Here is a 17,087-nt window from a genome sequence, read left to right as displayed (position 1 = left end):
TGAGACTATGATACTTTCTCACGCTATTCGTACAGGCGATCTTGCTTCAGTCAAAGGAGCTATCGACGCCGGGGCCGACGTCAATGCTCGAGGCACCAATGGTCTCACGCCGTTGATGATCGCGTCTGCGCTTGGGCAGGCACAAGCTGTTGCTTTGCTGCTTACTGCCGGCGCAGACGTACTGGCGGCGGAACCTCGAATGGGAGCAACGGCAATCCATAAGGCTGCACAGTCCGGCAGCGCCGACATAATCGGGATCCTCCTCGACCACGGTGCCTTCATCGATCAGCAATCGCCAGTTCTTGGCAACACCGCTTTGATGGATGCCGTGCTTCACAAGCACGAATCTGTCGTGCGGGTTTTGCTGTCTCGGCGCGCTCGGACCACAATAAGGAATTACTGGCAACAGACAGCGCTCGAAATCGCCAGGCATGACGACCTGAAAGCAATCGCAACGCTGATTGAGGAACGAGATCAGGCCGATGAAAAGCACATTGCCAGCTTGTCGATCGTCTCATCAGTCAAGTCCGGAAATATTGAGGAGGTGAAGCGGCTGATTGCAGATGGCGCTGATTTTGAGGTTCGGGTGCCAATAACCGGGACGTTCGATGACGACTACACGCCTCTCGGTCTCGCAGTTCGCGAAGGTCATGCCGAAATAGTGCGCGTACTGCTGGATTCTGGTGCAGATCCTCGCCGTACGATCGGTCTCATGCGTGGTTCGCCACTTCACGATGCTGCCTACTTCGGAAAGGCGGATCACATCGATATTTTGACCTCATCAACAAAGGAGGGGGATACTCAGGTTGAGCTTGATGCGCAGGGTCCTTACAATGGTCTGACCGCTTTGCACGATGCTGTATGGCATGGATATGTAGATGCCGTTGCGTCCCTGGTACGCGCCGGTGCTCGCCGTGATTTGAAAACCCATTCGGGCCTGACACCACTAAGCCTCGCTACTCTCTACGGCTATGACCGGATCATTAAAATCCTGAGCAGCGACAGTCAGCAGGCTGGATCCCTACCAGAAGTCCTCTGACTTGACTCGTTGAGCTTATCCGGGCGCTGCTGTGGAAGATGAAGACTGATCCGTTGCGCCGTGGTGCTATCTCGGTTTGATGGCGATGCTGCGCATCGTGGTCATATAGCTACCGCAAATGACAATTTGCGGTAGCATCCAGCAAGGACTCGAGATTGCCGGGAGGGTTCAAAAAAACCAGCCTGACATCCAGCTAGTCCTTGGCGGTCCACATGGAAAACGTCTCGCGTTCGTCTTCCGCTGTGGCCGCCTCCAGGTAACGCGGCTTCCACACGTCACCAATGAACGCCTCCATCGTCGTGGGCAATTTCGGGCGATCCTCGTGCTCCCCATGGAACCTTACGATGCCATTGTTCAAAGCGTCGGCACTCTGGGTGTCGTCCTGCCATTTCTCCGGCGTCCCGAACCGCGCCAGAAATTCAGCTTCCACGTCTTTGCGGGTCGTCTCGATATATCGGTACTCCACCGGCCCGCCGATCTCCTTGCCAATGATCGCGACCAGTTCATTCATCGAAACATCTTCAGAGCCTACTTCGCGATAGACGCGGTGTCTGCCCGTCGGATTGGTCAGTTCCTTCGCTGCCAGCCATGCGATGTCATCGGTCGCCACCCAGGGCATCTTCAAATCAGGTTTGCAGAACCAGGCAATTCGACCATATTTGGCAACCGGCCCCGTCCACGCCGCCACATTTTCCATGAACCACGCGGCGCGCAGGTGGACCAGATCGATACGGCCGAGTTCGTTGAGCTTTTCGTCCAGACGGTGGAAGGACTCGAAATGACCCGTTGTCCCCTTCACGTCCGAACCCATGGCCGTTAGGCTTACGGCCAGTTTGACGGTGGATTTTTCGAGCGCATCGACGAAGCGCTGGGCAACAGCAGGGTAGTGTCCCTCGAGGTTGTTCCAATCGGTCTTCACCATCAGGAACGCAGCATCGGCACCCTGGAAAAATTGGTCAAGGTCTCCCGCTCCTGTGTCGAAGCTTCCCAGAAATGGCTCTGCTCCGAGCGCGACCAGTGCGTCCAACGCAGGGCCACCTCTCGACAACGCTCTGACCTGATGCCCGGCGCTCAGCAGGATCCGGGTCAGCTTGGCGCCAATTCGTCCCGTTGCGCCGACGACAGAAATTCGCATGACAGTCTCCATTCGATTGTTGATCGCCCGATGGTAGACTATTGCAGTCCGCACGAATTTGGAGATAATGCCAAATGATCTCTAAATCCGGCCAAACCGCAAAACTGCTGCGTTCCTGCTACGACGACGTCGATCTCGACCAGTCGGATCGTCCGGCCTTCGCCGTCCACCTCGACTTCAGTGACTATGAGGCTGAAGTGCCCCAGCACCACCACAAGCAAGGGCAGCTCATTTTGGCCCTGCACGGGGCCATCACATGCAGGACGGAGAATGGCATCTGGATTGTCCCGCCAGACTGCGGAGTCGGGATACCCGGCGGCGTGCCCCACAGCAACCAGGTCACGTCCAACGCACGCCTGTCCTATCTGTTCGTTCAACCCGAAGCGGCCCAGCTGCCGCAGGAGTGCTGCACTCTGTCTGTGTCGCCGATGCTCCGCGAGATGATCCTCCGACTGGCGGATGTACCGGTCAATTCTGCTCCGGACGATCATGTCGGCCGTATGGTGCGGGTCTTGCTGGATGAACTGGCGCAAATGCCGATACAGGGGCTGGACTTACCCGCGTCCGGCCATCCCAAAATCGCAGCGATCACCGCTGCCCTGATGGCGGAGCCGAGCGACCGTCGCACTCTGGGCGATTGGGCGGCACACGTCGCCGTGAGTGAGCGGTCCCTGAAGCGACTGATGGTTCAGGAAACAGGCCTGACCTTTGGCCGATGGCGGCGGCAACTGCATCTTGTCATCGCGTTGCGCGAACTGGCCAGCGGCGGGACGGTCCAGAGGGTGTCGAGCGACTTGGGATATGAATCCCCTACCGCCTTTATCGTCATGTTCAAGAAGGCGTTGGGAACAACCCCAACGCGCTACTTCGCGAGTTGATTTTTTCCGAGTAGCCGAATTTAGCAACACTGGTCGGCCTTTACGGTCGATAAGACGGTCAAATCCGCGAAGAGATCCAGACCCTGACGAAGACGGTCGAGAAGAACCATGGTGTGGTTCAGGCGACCTGAGGGATATGAACGGCATCTCAGGGCTCATAGCCCTTGCTGGACTCACCATTGGCGGAATCATCGCCTATGCAGTGATGGGCTGTGGCAGCTCCTCGGCATTGGCTGAAGATCAAACTGAACTCTCGCCACACGACTTACTGCGTTGCCTCATCGAAATACCGGTATGGACTGGGCAAAGTTTTTAGCAATCGACTTGAGGGGGTTAAGTAAGGCCATTACATCGGCAAACAAACTCCCTTGCTCCACTAATGTTCCCTAGCTTCTTTGAAATATTTTCTTTCTATTAATTTGACATTTTCCAAGATAAAGCGCGCAGTGCCTTTGGCCTTACAGCCACAAGTCGGGCGTCGCAAACGACTAATTGCCGCCTGACAACAGGAGGACGTCATGCTTTCTACTTACGCCCGTCGCGTTGATCCCGAAAAAATCATTCGCTCCGTCTGCGACTACCCTCTCAAATCTTGGGTGACGAAGATAGCGGTATTGGCGGGAATGACAGTGTCGATAGCGATAGTAGTTCACATGTTCATCGGCGCCTAACTAGCCCCGATCCGCGGAGTTATCAAACATGCAACTTAGTGATGAAGAGCAATTGCGCCGTCGCGCCTATGCCATTTGGGAACGCCAAGGGTGCCCCAACGGGAAAGACATCGAGATTTGGGAGTTGGCCGTGAAGGAGATGAACGGCCAGGCACCGCCACAGGTCCCCGAAGCACCGTTTCCCAAGCCACAGAAAGAATACCGTCCGCAAAATCCGAAAGGCTAGCGCGGCGAGGGGGCAGCGGCCGGTGCGTTTGTGACTTGTCCACCGGCCGCTAAAACTACAAGCAAGTCATTTTGAGCCAAAAGCTCTTTCAGCCTGGCCTTGGTGCGGGTCGATATGAGCGCGGAGTTGCCCCCGTTCGACTAATCGGCGATCGCGCGTGCATCGACAGGAAGCTGTTCTTTTCCATCCACTCCCTGATGATGTATCTCATCATGTCCTCACGTGTCAGCCCGGATCGGGAGCATCTCGAAAGGGGCGGTCCGAGCTGGAAACCATCATGCAGTTTTTGCACGCGGGCGACGAACTGGTGGTGCTGCGGCTTGATCGGCTCGGCCGTTCCACACGCGGCGTTCTAAATCTTGTTCATGAGCTTGACGAAAAGGGGCGTCCCTCCGCGTTCCTGAGCCCGAAGTCACGACAGCCGGAAGCATGGGCCGGATGGTCATTACTGTCCTCCGATGGTCGCCGACATGGAACTCAAGTCCATCAAAGACAGGCAAAGAGCGGGCATCGACGCGGCAAAAGCTGACGGCATTTACAAGGGCAGTGAAAATGAATGTCGATGACGCCGGAATCCGCAGGCTGATCACGGCTGGTGCGACCAAAGCCGCCGTCGCCCGCATTTCCAGGATGACTGTCTACCGAGCCTTGGAAGGTCAAGGCGCGCCGTCAGATTCCATGTGATCGCGAGTTCGCTGTGTTTAAGCATGGAATGTTGGGTCTGACGCATATTTGATGACGGCTTCTTTCACATTGCGCCGATCAACCGTGCCTGAAGAAGATCCAGCTTGGCACGCCCATACATTTGCCTTTTAACGAGTTTCAGCTTGTTGATCTGTCCTTCAACCTGGCCGTTTGACCAAGGTTCGGTGATTGCTGCAGACACTGCTGCCTTGTCTTTCAGGATCCCGTTGGCAAAGGAGGCGAACAGACTGTCGCTTGCATCAGCGATCCACGGGTCGAGTTCGGTCTTGGCCTTCCTTCGGATCATTGTTTGGAACCGATCAATCAGGTTGCGGGCTTCGACCAAGGCGGGAACGCCGGCTTCGATGGCCGCGATGGTAATTGTGTCGGCTTTGCTCAGTTGATCGCGAGCAGTTGTCATCAATCGGGCAATCGTTCTGGCGGATGGCACTTTTTGAAGTTGCTGATCGGAGATCCGCTCGGACCGCCGTCGCCTTGCCGCCCACTCTCCAACCACACGAGAACAACCACGAAAGCCTCTGCATTTTAGCTGGCGCCAAAGTTCAGCGCCGTTGCGCTGCCCGGACGTCCAGAGTTGATCTAACAAGGGAAGATGAGCCTCAAGGGAACTTTGTCTGACACGGAACACATCGGATCTGTGACCGCGGACAATCTGGCGCACTGTCCCACGGCTATAGCCGGTTCGTCGAACGATTTCCTTTATCGGAACGCCGGCGGCGGCGAGCTTGCTGATCGTCGTATTCGCGTCCTCGCGCCTCAGATAACTGTCATATTGCAGCCGTTCAGCGCAGGTGAGTAGCTTAGGATTGATCGTCGTAGCGCCAATGGCGGCACGGATTGCTCGCATGGATTTGCGCACGATGTCGAGGAACGCCGCGCTGGCGTTCTCCATCAAATGCCAACGATCCGCGACCTGAATGGCATGTGGCAAAGCCTTAGCGGCAGCTTCACGATAGCCGCCGCCTCGATCGCGAGAAACAATCGCTATTTCGGGGTGCTGAGCAAGGAACGCCGAAACTGTCGCGATCTCCCGATCAGGCAGAAGCTTGATAATCCTTCGCTTCTCAAGATCACATACGACGGTGCCATAGCGGTGATTGCGACGGAAAGCCCAATCGTCAACCCCGACGACGTTTAGCGCATCATCCGGCATCGTGGATTTTCTTCTTACCGCCCGGATCAGCGTGTCATTGCTAACTGGGATCATCAAGCGTTTGGCGAAGGCTGCTGCAGGCCGCCCTCCCAGAGCCAACCCGAGATGATGTACGATAGTATCAAGCCGAGCAGTTCGACGACTGCGCTCCGGAACGACAAGCTCTCCAAACCTCTCGACGAAAATTCGACGACGGCAGAATGTCATCTCACAAACAAAGCGCCGTGCCGACAACCGCAGTTGGACCTTGGTGCCGGCACAGGGCAAATCGGCAATCATCCGAACGTAACGGCTATGAATTCGATCTGACATGCGATTGCATAAAGGGCAGGAACGTCGATCGGCAGCAGCCCGCGCTGAAACAATGATAACCCCGTCGCTCTCGTCGGAACGCTCAACAATCAATCCGGCCGGGATCAGGGACGACAGACGAAATTTGGTCGCCATGGTGCTGATTCCTCTTTGATAACAGCACCTGTTTCAACTTCGAAATCATCAAATATGAGTCAGACCCAATGTTCGGTGCTGATTGACAAGTTCGCTATCTGTTCTTTGAGTTGGCCAAAACCGCAGCTTCGGGCGACTGGGCCTATAACCGAGCGCCTTAAACGAGGGAAAGTTCCGGCGAAGGACCCATTACGGTGGGCTTTGAATCATAGCGCTTCGCCACTCCCCAAAATACCCGCTATTCACAGACAGTGGGAGGTGATACAGGGTGGCTTCCTTGACCGGGCAATGCCCCGGGCGTGGATCATCCTGGAACTTCGCATCCAGCGCCAATCGCAAGGAAAACGATCCCAAAATGGACGATAAATATGCAGCCCCGCGGGAGCAGTTTTTTGCTGCGGTTCGAGCTTTGGCGACATCCTCCGATAGTATCCAGGCACGCTTACTCGAAGCCACAACGAGCATTTCATCGGTAACCCTCGACCAGTTCGATGGTGACTTAGAATTGCGGATCAAGTTGGCCAGAATTCTCGACGATATCGGACCGGACCGCGATGACATCGAGCGCATCGCTGTTGAAATCACCCCTTATATGACGGAGGATGAGGCCGAGAGAGTGGCGGACCTGATCGTCGACTTCTTCGACGAGCTTGTTGAGGCACGCTCTCAGCGGTCTGACACTGGATCGTTGTAACGCATCTCTCGGCTGCTGCTGCGCGGCTGTGGGTACACTCCCTCATTCGTTCTCTTCCTCCATTGTGAGGGACTCGCCGCTCTCCATGCATCATTTCGGGTGCACTGTGCGCCGTCGCCTCTTTGGCAATTGCGCCCTGTGACTAGAGTGAGTAAATCTTCATGGAGGCTTGAACGCCCCACAAAGGTCAGCAACCCTCGAAGCAGCCCGGTGGAGCAAATGCCGCACAGCAACCCTCTTCACCCCCTTTGGAAGCCCGAGAATCTACGCCGCGCCATCGAGGCGGCAGGCGTCGCCCTTTGGGCGTGGAACGTGAACAATGATCGTTTTGCGATGGATGAGCAGGGCTTCAACCTCTGGGGGCTGACTAAGAGCGGCGAGGTCAGCTTCGAGGATCTGTCGGCTCATATCCATCCCGCAGACCGGGACCGCGTGCGGGCTGCCTTCGTCGCAACACGGGGCGTTGTTGGATCGTATGAGGTCGACTTCCGAATAATGGTGGGGGAGGAAATCCGCTGGATTTCGGCGCGAGGCGTGGGCGACGATAGCGCTATCCACGACCATCAAATGTTCGGGATCTTTTTGAATGTGACCGACCGCAAGCAGGCCGAAGAAGGCCACGAACTGCTTGCCGGCGAAATGAGCCACCGTGTCAAAAACCTCCTGGCGATAGCGACGGGGCTCACCAACATCACGTCCCAGTCGACCACCACGGCGAAGGAAATGGCAAAGGAACTGACGGGGCGCTTGGCCGCACTCGGGCGTGCCCATGATCTGGTGCGCCCGCTTCCCGGAAGCCAGGGCCGCGCCGCCTTGCTCGGCGACCTGCTTTCCGTTCTGCTGGCTCCTTATGAAGACCTTGGTGCATTCAGTGGTCGCATTCGTGTGGCCGTCCCTCGCATGGGAGTGGGAGATGGCGCGGCGACAGCATTGTCGCTGATTATTCATGAGCTCGCGACAAACTCGGTAAAGTACGGCGCGCTTTCCGCTGATACCGGGACGCTTGACGTCTCTGGATCCACAACGGGCGCGGACCTGGAACTGGTGTGGATGGAACGTGGTGGGCCGCAGGTCGAGCCTCCGGCAGCTGCGGAGGGTTATGGAAGCAAGCTCGTGCGGCGCAGTGTCTCTGGACATCTGGGAGGGACCATCGACTATGAATGGTCGCCGGAGGGAATAATCGTGACCCTGAAGCTGAAAGGCGAAAAGCTTGCCACCTAGATCCTCATCACTAACGGTAAAAATGAAAAATATTGCCAATTAGTCGTCCCGTGCGCCTTCCCATATGGTTTAACGCTGAGGGCGACCTATTCGGTCCGCTATCGATTCAGCTTGAGCGGCGCGTCGACGGCCCACACCGCGCCCCCTTCGTTTTCCCATGATGCCAAGGCTTTCGGATCGGCATTCAGCTTGCGCCGCCGCGAAGCGGGATAGCTGGGCGAAGGGATAGTCGCTTCCTTGATGCGCCTGATGATCACCACTTCATCGTGATGGCCGCCGCTCTCGGATGCCAGAAGGTCTGACGTCGCATAATCTGCTCGCTTGAGCACACCGAGCAGACGCTCCCGGCTCAATGCAGCGCTTCCCTCTCCGGGGATGACCTTTACCATAGATGACCATTCTCGCATGTCGCGATAGAGTGTTTGAAGACGGAGGACATGGCATCCTCCTTTGATTGCGGCGAAGGGAATGGCCCTTGTCAGACAGCGCCCGCTTCATTGGCTGTCGATAAAAACGGATGCACTTCCATTGCGCTTTATCGAGGCACGAACAAAACATGCTTCGCGGTATCGTCAAATGGTCTGCCGTCCGGAAAGCAGCTCTATCGAAAGACTTAAAAAGATCGGCCCTTCCGAGGTCCCGTCCGTATCAGAGCCGAAAGTAAAAGATCCAGGCTCCCACCACAAGACGCGCTTTTCAAGAAGCGACCATGCATGGATGCGCTCGTTGCGGCGCTGTGGATTATCTGTCAGCTCCTCAAAACGACCTTGAACGAGGACGCTTTTCCATCGTCTGTCCTGATGGAGTTCTTCGGCCTGGAAACTAGCAAGGGGGTTTGCCCTGAGCCGGTCGATCTTCAAACCGGGCATGGAAAACATGAAGAGCCTGCGTCCTTCATAGGCGTAGTGAATGGGAACGAGGTACGGATATTGTTCACCGTTGCATCCGAGATGGCCAAAGGTGTGGTTGCCCAGAAATTCAATGCAGTCATCATCGCTCATCTCCCGTAATTGCATACTACCCTCCGGTACCCAAAACATTCTGCCGCTGTTGCTCTGGCGGGCCTGATATCATTTTCGTGAGCAGCGCGATCTGCTCCTCCTGTTGGGCGACGAGCGATTTGAGGTCGATATTTCTCAGTTCGTCGAGCTTGTCATGCAGCGCCATGATTTCGATCTCAGCCTTCAAGTTAACCTCGTAATCATGCGCGGCATCCACCCGGTCTTTCGCGGCATGCCTATTCTGGCTCATCATGATGACAGGCGCCTGCACGGCTGCCAGCATCGAGAGGATAAGATTGAGAAAGATGAACGGATAGGGATCGAAGGCGCGGGTTGCGGCGAGAAGATTGCCGGCGACCCAGAGGGCAAGAACGAAACCGAAAAGGATGATGAAGGTCCACGAACCGCCGAATTCGGCCACCTTGTCAGCTAGTCGCTGCGAGGCCGTCAGCTTTGCATCGAAGGACTGATTGGAGTCATGGGCGATGGCATGCCGGGAGATCAACCGCCGCATAACCGCCTGTTCGCGCTCGGTCAAAAGCTCGAAAGGTTTGCCGAGATAGCGGTTCGCGCCGGATTGCATGGTCGCGTCGCGGATGTCAGCAGCAGTCATTTCAGTACCGTTCCCGGCCGGCATGATAGTCTCCCGCCGGATGCACCGGCCGCCTTTGCGACCACAACGACGGGCCACCCAGGGCATATGAGATTACGATATCACTGCACATTCACCTCAAGGAAGTCTTCGATTCGCTTCAGCGGTACATGACCCGCCTCCTGCGATCATAGAGCCTGCCCAGCAGCGCATGCTCCAGATCCATCGGTCTGCCCATCAAGCGGAGTCTGTTTAACATTAGTTCCTGCCTAGTAACGCGCTGCTCTGCCTTGCGTGGCGCCTAGCAAACCTCAAGTCCTTTTTCTTTCGCGGAGATTGCATTTTTCTCGCCAATCATTGTTTTATCGCGCCTAGTCGAAACCCTGTGTCGCGGCCATGATCCGAAAGGTTCGACGCAAACATATGATCCGCGCTTTTGCAGGCCGTTGCCTTCGTGTTGCGTAGGTGTCGCCGCAAGAAAAATACCTTGTCAGAATAATCACATAATAACACAGGTCCTCCAGTTTCCCTCAGGAAAAAGAAATATTAAGTCGAACAAGTCGCCCGACGCAAAACCAGAAATATAATCTCAGAACGTAATTTGCGATTTTCGAAAATCATCGTCTGCAAAACGTTGACTATTATTATCGTTAGCGATCAAAAATTGCGCACGATACTATTTTGGTCGATCTCCGTCTGCATGAACGTAAGATGAATTTTCGGGCATTTCTATATTAGCGTTTTCATTGATAAAGGGCGATCGACTGGAATTCGGAACGAAAGCCGATCAAAGCCGGCCCATCGCAAGGCATCGAATTTTGATGCGCACGGATTGCCCTAAATTGAGGAGCCCATCTGCCCCATCGGCTCATGATGGGGGTAGGTATCAGGTGATGCGGATCAGATCGCCTGACGCCCGGGGTTCGGAACAAGATGGGGTGGTTGCCGTCCTCCCCTCACGGCATTGCAATATGCCAAGATGATGTGGTTGTAGCCCACAGGACGGAGAAGACGGCGACCACCCCATCTTGTTCCGAACCCGCAAAAGCGCAATCAGGTCCGCAACGTGCCGGGGCTGGCGAAACCGCTTTCCTGGAGCATCCTCAGGGTTGGCGGCTCTCCCCCTGCCCCGTTGCCAGGCAATATAATTGCTGATCAGGTTGAAGCGGGATATAGCGGAATCGCTGACCGAAGATCTTGTTCGAAGTCTTTCGTGGCGACCGCTCCAGGTTCATCTCGACGCAATATTCGTAGCGACTTGATTGTGCAGGTGTTCTGCTTTGATGGGAGCAGAAAAAAGCCTCTTCCTTCGTTGGAGCAGTTGATGGGAATCGAACTGCCGCCCTATTAAGGAATTTAACCTTATCAATGGCTTAGGCAAAACTTGTCAAAGCTGGTTAGAACTGCGACGACGCCAGCCAATTAGAAACGCGACACTGGCACTGACGATCAGCCCCCGACCGAACCGGCTGGGCCGGGTTGCAAGGGTAGGGAGGGGGCGAGTGAGACGCACCCCTTCGGCTTTAGCTTTGAGACTATGTCTGTCACCATTCATTCCGCTGCCTCCATGCGCGCCAGCGCCTTCTGCCTTTTAGCAATCACCTCCGGATCGTTCATGAAGTCCGTCCGCCGGCCGGGCTTGCGGCCACGCTTCTGATAACCATTGCCCTGGCTGCCATCCGGTATCCCAAACATATGATCCGTCTGACCGGTGCGGCGAGGGCCGCTCTTACTGCGCTGCAGTTCACGTCCAGCCTGCAGCTCAGCGACGATCGAAAGCATGTCGTCCAAACGCTTGTTCTCAACGACCTCCGGTCGGTGGATCGACCGCAAGGTATCGAAGGTTCTGTAGGGGAGGATGAAGCTCTCGTGCATGATCTCGAGGCGGCCATCCGGATAGTCGCAGACGACGACCTTCTTTCCCGCCAGCGCCTTGGCCTGCTCCGTTGGATCGAGAATGAACAGCACCTTGTCATATCGCAACGTCAGAGACTGCGACAGCGTGCGGACTTCCTTGCGGCACATGGCACCATCGAGGTTCTCATGATCGGCCAGCGGACGATGCATGTCCTTCGGATTGCGCGGCGGTTTGCCGAAACGAGCATTGAAATCCTCGATAAACGCCGCTGCATAGAGGTTTGCCGCCTCGATCGTGTCGATATTGCGCAGCCGCAGTTCCTTCACCAGCCGATCCTGCAGCGTCTGGTTGGCGCGTTCCACCCGGCCTTTGGCCTGCGGGGTGTTGGCGCAGATGATGTCGATGTTGAGCTCATACAGCGCCCGGCCGAACTGTGTCAGGCCGCTCGTCCGATCCTTCTCCGACGCATGGATCGAACGAAAGACGCCGTGCTTGTCGCTGTAGAATGCCAGAGGCTTGCCCCATTGCTGCAAATAGGCCTTCGTCGCATGCAGGTAGTCGAATGTGTTTTCCGATCCGGCAAACCGCAGATGCAGCAACTTGCCGGTGGCATCATCGATATAAACGAGCGGGGCGCATTTGGGGCCGCGGTTCTCGAACCACCAGTGATGCGAGCCATCGATCTGGACGAGCTCGCCGAGACAATCCCGCCGGCCGCGCGGCTGAAAAACCCGCTTCTTGCGTTCGCGCCGCGAGACCCAGATGCCGGCCTCGGTCATCCATTGGCGCAGCGTCTCCTTGGCGACTGAAATCTGATGCAGTTCGATCAGCTTCTCACGCGCCAGTGTCGGACCGAAATCCGGATAACGTTCGCGGATCAGATCCAGCGCCGCATTGCGAAAATCCTCGCTGTGGCGCCGATTGCTCGGTCGTGATCGCTTCCTCGAGACCAGGGCGGCTGGACCATCCCGGTCATAGGCCTGCAGCAGCCGATGAACCTGACTTCGGCTGAGATCGAGCACCTCAGCCGCCTGGACGACGCTCAGGCGTTCGTCACGGATCTTCTGAACGACTTCGAGGCGATGCAATTCTTTCTGCGACATGGTGATCATAAAGGACATGACGACTCCGACCGCTCATGGTCTCGACCAGGCTGAAGGTCGCCATCCTTGCTCCCAACGTTGGCATTGACCAGTGCGTCGAGAGGCGAGACTGTCGCATCTCTAACTGGCCCAACTGTCGCATTACTAAATAGCCCTTACAAAACTATGCGGCGTAGGTTCTATTATGGAACTCGTCAGACGATTTTGGAACACGCGGCATTGTGAATCCGGTTCGTCCTGATCTCACGGATCGACAGGTTCGCGCGCAAAGCCACTGCCCATTGCGAGGCCGGTCGCAGTCTCCCTCGTTATCTGTGTGCCGGTGACAGAGCTCTAAGTGGCTTCAGTCGGTCGTCCCCCTGCAGCAGCCATGTCCATCCACACTGCTTCCCACACGGCGTCAGATTAGCAACCGCAGCAAGGTGTCCTCGTCCTTCACCCCATGTCGGAATGACTTGATGACCGGCTAGCCAGTTCCTCGCGGTCCCGGTCGGTGTTGACTTGTTTTACCGAAATGACGTGATTGTAGACCCTCTGGCAGAGGGCGACGTCGGCGTCGTCCAGTACGGTTGGTGATCCATCAACGGGAATTTGATTAACCGCATGTCCCGCCATCTTGAGCTCTCCGCCGAGAAAGGCTTGCCGTTCGGCAGGGAACCGACGGAATACGCGCGCAGTATCGCGCGAGCTTACTGGATGACGAGGCTAAGAAGGCTTCAGTCCTCAAGAGTGTGCCGACGACGACGCCTCATATTGGCCCGTAGCCTATCACCGTCCCTAATAGGGTGCCGATCAGCTCACCTGACATCCCCTTCCCGACCCTATGATCTGTCCGAAAGCGTACAGGAACCAGACGGATTCGTTATCCTCTCAGCCACGACGTCCCGGCGAATGTCATCCCAATCTCGATGGACGCGATCGAGATCATTGGAAACATGGGCGAACTCCATACCGCAGACATCGATACGCCGGGCTGCCCCGGTTACGGCCTTGCCGCTCTCCATTGCTTTCGGATTGAAGTTGCCGCAGATCGATTGGAGATCACTGATCCATTGATCATAGGGAACGGTTGCTCATGCGCGTTGCATCAGGGCCTGATTGTTCAAGAGCTCCAACTCTGCCTCCCAACAGTGTCAGTCAACGACATGTCCGTCTCGCGCGAATCTCCCACAAGCGCAATAAGGCGGCAACACCTGAGACCGGTAAACTGAAAGAGTGTCGAAGATCGATCGCCCTGTCAATATATTTCACATGTTAACTAGAGTTCGTCATCCCGAGTCTTCTCACCAGCTATGTTTTGCCGCCGCCATTCACTGGGCGGCATACCGGTCCGCGCGCGGAAAAAGCGCGAAAAATAAGCGGCATCCTTCAAGCCCACCTCGTAGGCTATGTCCTCGAGCGATCGGATGGTGAAAAGCAACAGCCGCTTGGCCTCGAGCAGGCGGCGCTCGGCGATCATGTCCTTGACGCCCAGGCCGAAAGCCATGTGCCCGGCCTTGGCAAGAAGATGCGGCGTGGTGCCGAGGCTCGAAACGTAGCGCGCAACCGGCCAGTTCTCACGAAAATGCCGGTCGATCAGCCGTCGAAGGTCACCAGCAAGCACGCGTTGTGGCGATTGTGCCAGCATCGGCGCGTCGGACGCCAGGCGTCGGATCTGGGTCAGCATGGCGGCAACCAATGGTGAGAGGATCGTATCGGCCTGGCCTCTGCCCTCGGCGCACTCCTCCAGAATTAGTTGCATGGTCCGCCGAAGTCTCTCCCAGAACGCTTCCGCGCCCTGCCCCGTCACCATCACCGGGCGATCCAGCGGCAGCGTCGTCTGACCGGCGATCGACGGCAGCAGACTGTCTGCGATCGACACGACGACCGCGTCTGAAACAAGCGGATCGACATTGAAGCCGTGGATGACGCCGCTCGGCACGAAGCTGACGGCAGGCGCCAAAAAGTCCAAACGTTGGTCTTCGATGAAATAGGACCCGCTGCCGCTGGTCCAGAAAGTGACCTGCGTCATTCGATCATGTTTATGGGCTCGAACCTGGCCGGAATGGAGATTTGCGCGCGCCATCACCGTTTCGACATGAAGAAATCCGATCTCCAAAGGGCGATCCGGTTCGCCGTAGACAAAGAAACTTGGGACGATGTCGTTCATGCGGGCCGCCGTAAAAAGTACAAGTGATTTCCCTATTCTGTCCATGGTGGAAGGCGAACGCAAGGACTAGCATTTGTCTCAGATCAAGGGAGGACGATATGCGATCAGAAGATTTCCGGGCCGATACCAAGCGGCCCTTCACCGGTGAGGAATATCTGGCATCCCTGCGTGACGGGCGGGAGGTGTACATCAATGGTGAGCGTGTCAAGGATGTGACCGTGCATCCCTCGATGCGCAATTCCGCCCGCTCGCTCGCCAGGCTTTACGATGCGCTGCATGCGGAAAAGACCAAGGAGCGCCTGACATCGCCCACCGACACCGGCTCTGGGGGCTACACCCACAAATATTTCCGTATTGCAAAGTCCTCCGCCGATCTCGTCGCTCAACAGGGTGCGATCGCCGACTGGGCCCGCATGTCCTATGGATGGATGGGCCGAACCGCCGACTACAAAGCAGCATTGATGAATACGCTGGGCGCCAATGCCGGCTGGTACGGTCCCTTCAAGGACAACGCACTCGCCTGGCACAAGCGTGCCCAGGAAGCGGCTCTCTTCATGAACCACGCGATCGTGAACCCGCCGATCGACCGCCACAAGCCGGCGGATGCGGTAAAAGACGTATTCGTTCATATCACCAAGGAAACCGACGCCGGCATCTACGTCTCGGGCGCCAAAGTGGTGGCGACGTCCTCTGCTTTGACGCACTACAATTTCCTGGCACAGAGCTCGGCGACGGTCACCGAAGACCCGTCGCTGTCGGTGATGTTCATCGTCCCGATGAATGCGCCCGGCATCAAGATGTTCTGCCGCGTCTCCTATGAGGAAACGGCAAATCGTATCGGCACGCCATTCGACTACCCGCTCTCTTCCCGCTTCGATGAGAACGATGCCATCCTGGTTCTGGACAATGTCTTCATCCCCTGGGAGGATGTGCTGGTCCTGCGCGACGCGCCGAAGATCCTGTCCTTCCATCCCGCTTCCGGCTTCATGCACGGCTACTGCTTCCAGGGCTGCACGCGTTTCGCCGTCAAACTCGACTTCCTGGCGGGCCTGCTCGCCAAGGCTTTGCGGGCGACCGGCGGCGATGCCTTCCGCGGCAATCAGGCCGCACTCGGTGAAGTCATCGCATTGCGCCACATGTTCTGGAGCTTCTCCAACGCCATGGCCTACAATCCGATCCCCTGGGCGAACGGCGCAGTACTGCCCAATCTGGAAGCGGCCCTTGCCTACCGCACCTTCATGTCGGAAGCCTATCCCCGCGTCATCGAGACGGTCCGCAAGGTCGTTGCCTCGGGATTGATCTATTTGCCGTCCTCGGCCAAGGATTTCGGCAATCCGGAGATCGACCGCTATCTCGGTCAGTATGTGCGCGGCTCCAACGACATGGGCCATATCGAACGCATCAAGATCATGAAGCTGTTGTGGGACGCAACCGGAACCGAGTTCGGCGGACGGCATGCGCTCTACGAATTGAACTATGCCGGAGCGCCGGAAGAAGTCCGGCTTCAGGTGCTGAAGGGGGCCGAGCGTGGCGGACGGTTGCACGAAATGGAGGCCTTGGTCGATACCTGCATGAGCGACTACGACGAAAACGGCTGGACCGGTGACACCTGGTTGCCGCCGATCGGCAATGCAGACCAGTTCAAGTCCGCTGCTGAATAGGAGGCGACCATGGAGGAGGCCTTTTCCAAAACCGAGTTCCGCAACGCCATGGCGCGCGTTTGCGCGCCGGTCAACGTCATCACCACCAATGGTCCCGCCGGCCGCGGCGGGTTCACCGCCACGGCCATGTGCAGCGTCACGGATGAGCCGCCGACGCTACTCGTCTGCATGAATAGCCGATCCGCCCAAACTGCCCTGTTTCTGGAAAACCACCGGTTCTGCGTGAACGTATTAAGTCACGACCACAGAGAGCTAGCCGGGAAATTCGCCGGAGCAACCGCCGATATGGAGGCGCGTTACGCCTCTGCGGATTGGGTCTCAATGCCTTCAGGTTCGGATGCTCTCGCGGATGCGATGGTCTCATTTGATTGCGAGCTGTCCGAGGCAAGACTTGTCGGCAGCCATCACATTTTCATCGGGCGGATCGCCGGCATCAGATCCCGCCCCGATGGCAACGCGTTACTGTATTTTGACCGGAATTACGTTCATGTCCCGACGCAACTCGGCAGCTTCGGAGGTTGAAGGTATTCGTTGTCAGCCGCGTCGCGGCTGAC

The 17,087-nt window shown here is 56.8% G+C and carries 15 protein-coding genes and 2 pseudogenes; 8 read left to right on the top strand and 9 right to left on the bottom strand.

Annotated features, from left to right (window positions below; genetic code table 11):
• Nucleotides 1-7 precede the first annotated feature (7 nt).
• Nucleotides 8-1,039 (top strand): ankyrin repeat domain-containing protein, encoded by a 1,032-nt coding sequence (locus tag RLEG4DRAFT_RS08945; protein WP_003577078.1) that lies wholly within the window; start codon nt 8-10, stop codon nt 1,037-1,039.
• Between the two features lie 193 nt (nt 1,040-1,232).
• Here RLEG4DRAFT_RS08945 and RLEG4DRAFT_RS08940 read toward each other — a convergent pair whose 3' ends face one another.
• Nucleotides 1,233-2,174 (bottom strand): NmrA family NAD(P)-binding protein, encoded by a 942-nt coding sequence (locus RLEG4DRAFT_RS08940; RefSeq protein WP_003577076.1) that lies wholly within the window; start codon nt 2,172-2,174, stop codon nt 1,233-1,235.
• A 74-nt stretch (nt 2,175-2,248) separates the two neighbouring features.
• Between RLEG4DRAFT_RS08940 and RLEG4DRAFT_RS08935 the strand changes: the two genes are divergently transcribed.
• From RLEG4DRAFT_RS08935 to RLEG4DRAFT_RS54145, 3 genes are all read left to right on the top strand, one after another.
• Entirely contained in the window at nt 2,249-3,052 is an 804-nt protein-coding gene (locus RLEG4DRAFT_RS08935) for an AraC family transcriptional regulator (RefSeq protein WP_003577074.1), read from the top strand.
• 699 nt (nt 3,053-3,751) lie between these two features.
• Nucleotides 3,752-3,949 (top strand): DUF2934 domain-containing protein, encoded by a 198-nt coding sequence (locus RLEG4DRAFT_RS08930; protein WP_003577069.1) that lies wholly within the window; start codon nt 3,752-3,754, stop codon nt 3,947-3,949.
• A 277-nt stretch (nt 3,950-4,226) separates the two neighbouring features.
• Nucleotides 4,227-4,478 carry a recombinase family protein gene (locus tag RLEG4DRAFT_RS54145; protein WP_348529930.1) on the top strand — a complete coding sequence of 84 codons (252 nt, stop codon included), beginning with the start codon at nt 4,227-4,229 and terminating at the stop codon, nt 4,476-4,478.
• 219 nt (nt 4,479-4,697) lie between these two features.
• Here RLEG4DRAFT_RS54145 and RLEG4DRAFT_RS08920 read toward each other — a convergent pair whose 3' ends face one another.
• Nucleotides 4,698-6,254, bottom strand: coding sequence for an ISL3 family transposase (locus tag RLEG4DRAFT_RS08920; protein ID WP_003577068.1), 1,557 nt, complete (start codon nt 6,252-6,254; stop codon nt 4,698-4,700).
• A 268-nt stretch (nt 6,255-6,522) separates the two neighbouring features.
• On the opposite strand from RLEG4DRAFT_RS08920, the gene RLEG4DRAFT_RS08915 reads away from it, so the two are divergent.
• Together RLEG4DRAFT_RS08915 and RLEG4DRAFT_RS08910 are read left to right on the top strand one after the other, a co-directional pair.
• Nucleotides 6,523-6,948 (top strand): hypothetical protein, encoded by a 426-nt coding sequence (locus tag RLEG4DRAFT_RS08915; protein ID WP_003577067.1) that lies wholly within the window; start codon nt 6,523-6,525, stop codon nt 6,946-6,948.
• A 219-nt stretch (nt 6,949-7,167) separates the two neighbouring features.
• Nucleotides 7,168-8,169 (top strand): sensor histidine kinase, encoded by a 1,002-nt coding sequence (locus RLEG4DRAFT_RS08910; protein ID WP_003577065.1) that lies wholly within the window; start codon nt 7,168-7,170, stop codon nt 8,167-8,169.
• Between the two features lie 98 nt (nt 8,170-8,267).
• Here the strand turns inward: RLEG4DRAFT_RS08910 and RLEG4DRAFT_RS08905 are convergent, their stop codons facing one another.
• The 7 genes and pseudogenes from RLEG4DRAFT_RS08905 to RLEG4DRAFT_RS08880 all read right to left on the bottom strand — a co-directional run bounded on the left by RLEG4DRAFT_RS08905 (nt 8,268) and on the right by RLEG4DRAFT_RS08880 (nt 14,917).
• Nucleotides 8,268-8,558 (bottom strand): hypothetical protein, encoded by a 291-nt coding sequence (locus tag RLEG4DRAFT_RS08905; RefSeq protein ID WP_003577064.1) that lies wholly within the window; start codon nt 8,556-8,558, stop codon nt 8,268-8,270.
• Between the two features lie 183 nt (nt 8,559-8,741).
• Nucleotides 8,742-9,185: a pyridoxamine 5'-phosphate oxidase family protein gene (locus RLEG4DRAFT_RS08900; protein ID WP_003577062.1), complete on the bottom strand. Its 444-nt coding sequence runs from the start codon at nt 9,183-9,185 to the stop codon at nt 8,742-8,744.
• A gap of 1 nt (nt 9,186) precedes the next feature.
• Complete coding sequence (locus RLEG4DRAFT_RS08895) at nt 9,187-9,783, bottom strand: DUF1003 domain-containing protein (RefSeq protein ID WP_051040897.1); 597 nt, start codon at nt 9,781-9,783, stop codon at nt 9,187-9,189.
• Between the two features lie 1,530 nt (nt 9,784-11,313).
• The gene (locus tag RLEG4DRAFT_RS08890) at nt 11,314-12,741 is read right to left on the bottom strand and encodes an ISNCY family transposase (protein WP_003577060.1); all 1,428 of its coding nucleotides are present in this window, start codon (nt 12,739-12,741) and stop codon (nt 11,314-11,316) included.
• Nucleotides 12,742-13,123: 382 nt separating this feature from the next.
• A pseudogene (locus tag RLEG4DRAFT_RS42480) lies at nt 13,124-13,338 on the bottom strand (hypothetical protein).
• 221 nt (nt 13,339-13,559) lie between these two features.
• Nucleotides 13,560-13,811, bottom strand: a pseudogene (locus RLEG4DRAFT_RS42475) (helix-turn-helix domain-containing protein); the annotation flags it as partial.
• A gap of 170 nt (nt 13,812-13,981) precedes the next feature.
• Entirely contained in the window at nt 13,982-14,917 is a 936-nt protein-coding gene (locus RLEG4DRAFT_RS08880; RefSeq protein ID WP_051040889.1) for a helix-turn-helix domain-containing protein, read from the bottom strand.
• A 53-nt stretch (nt 14,918-14,970) separates the two neighbouring features.
• Here RLEG4DRAFT_RS08880 and RLEG4DRAFT_RS08875 point away from each other — a divergent pair, with 53 nt between their 5' ends.
• Together RLEG4DRAFT_RS08875 and RLEG4DRAFT_RS08870 are read left to right on the top strand one after the other, a co-directional pair.
• Nucleotides 14,971-16,533, top strand: a complete 1,563-nt coding sequence (locus tag RLEG4DRAFT_RS08875) for a 4-hydroxyphenylacetate 3-hydroxylase N-terminal domain-containing protein (protein ID WP_003577055.1) — start codon at nt 14,971-14,973, stop codon at nt 16,531-16,533.
• Between the two features lie 9 nt (nt 16,534-16,542).
• On the top strand, nt 16,543-17,055 hold the full coding sequence (locus tag RLEG4DRAFT_RS08870; RefSeq protein ID WP_003577054.1) for a flavin reductase: 513 nt from the start codon (nt 16,543-16,545) through the stop codon (nt 17,053-17,055).
• The last annotated feature ends 32 nt before the right edge of the window (nt 17,056-17,087 follow it).

Source organism: Rhizobium leguminosarum bv. trifolii WSM2297 (assembly GCF_000271845.1).
Note: the sequence above shows the minus strand (reverse complement) of the source record. Positions and strands in the feature narration are given on the sequence as shown.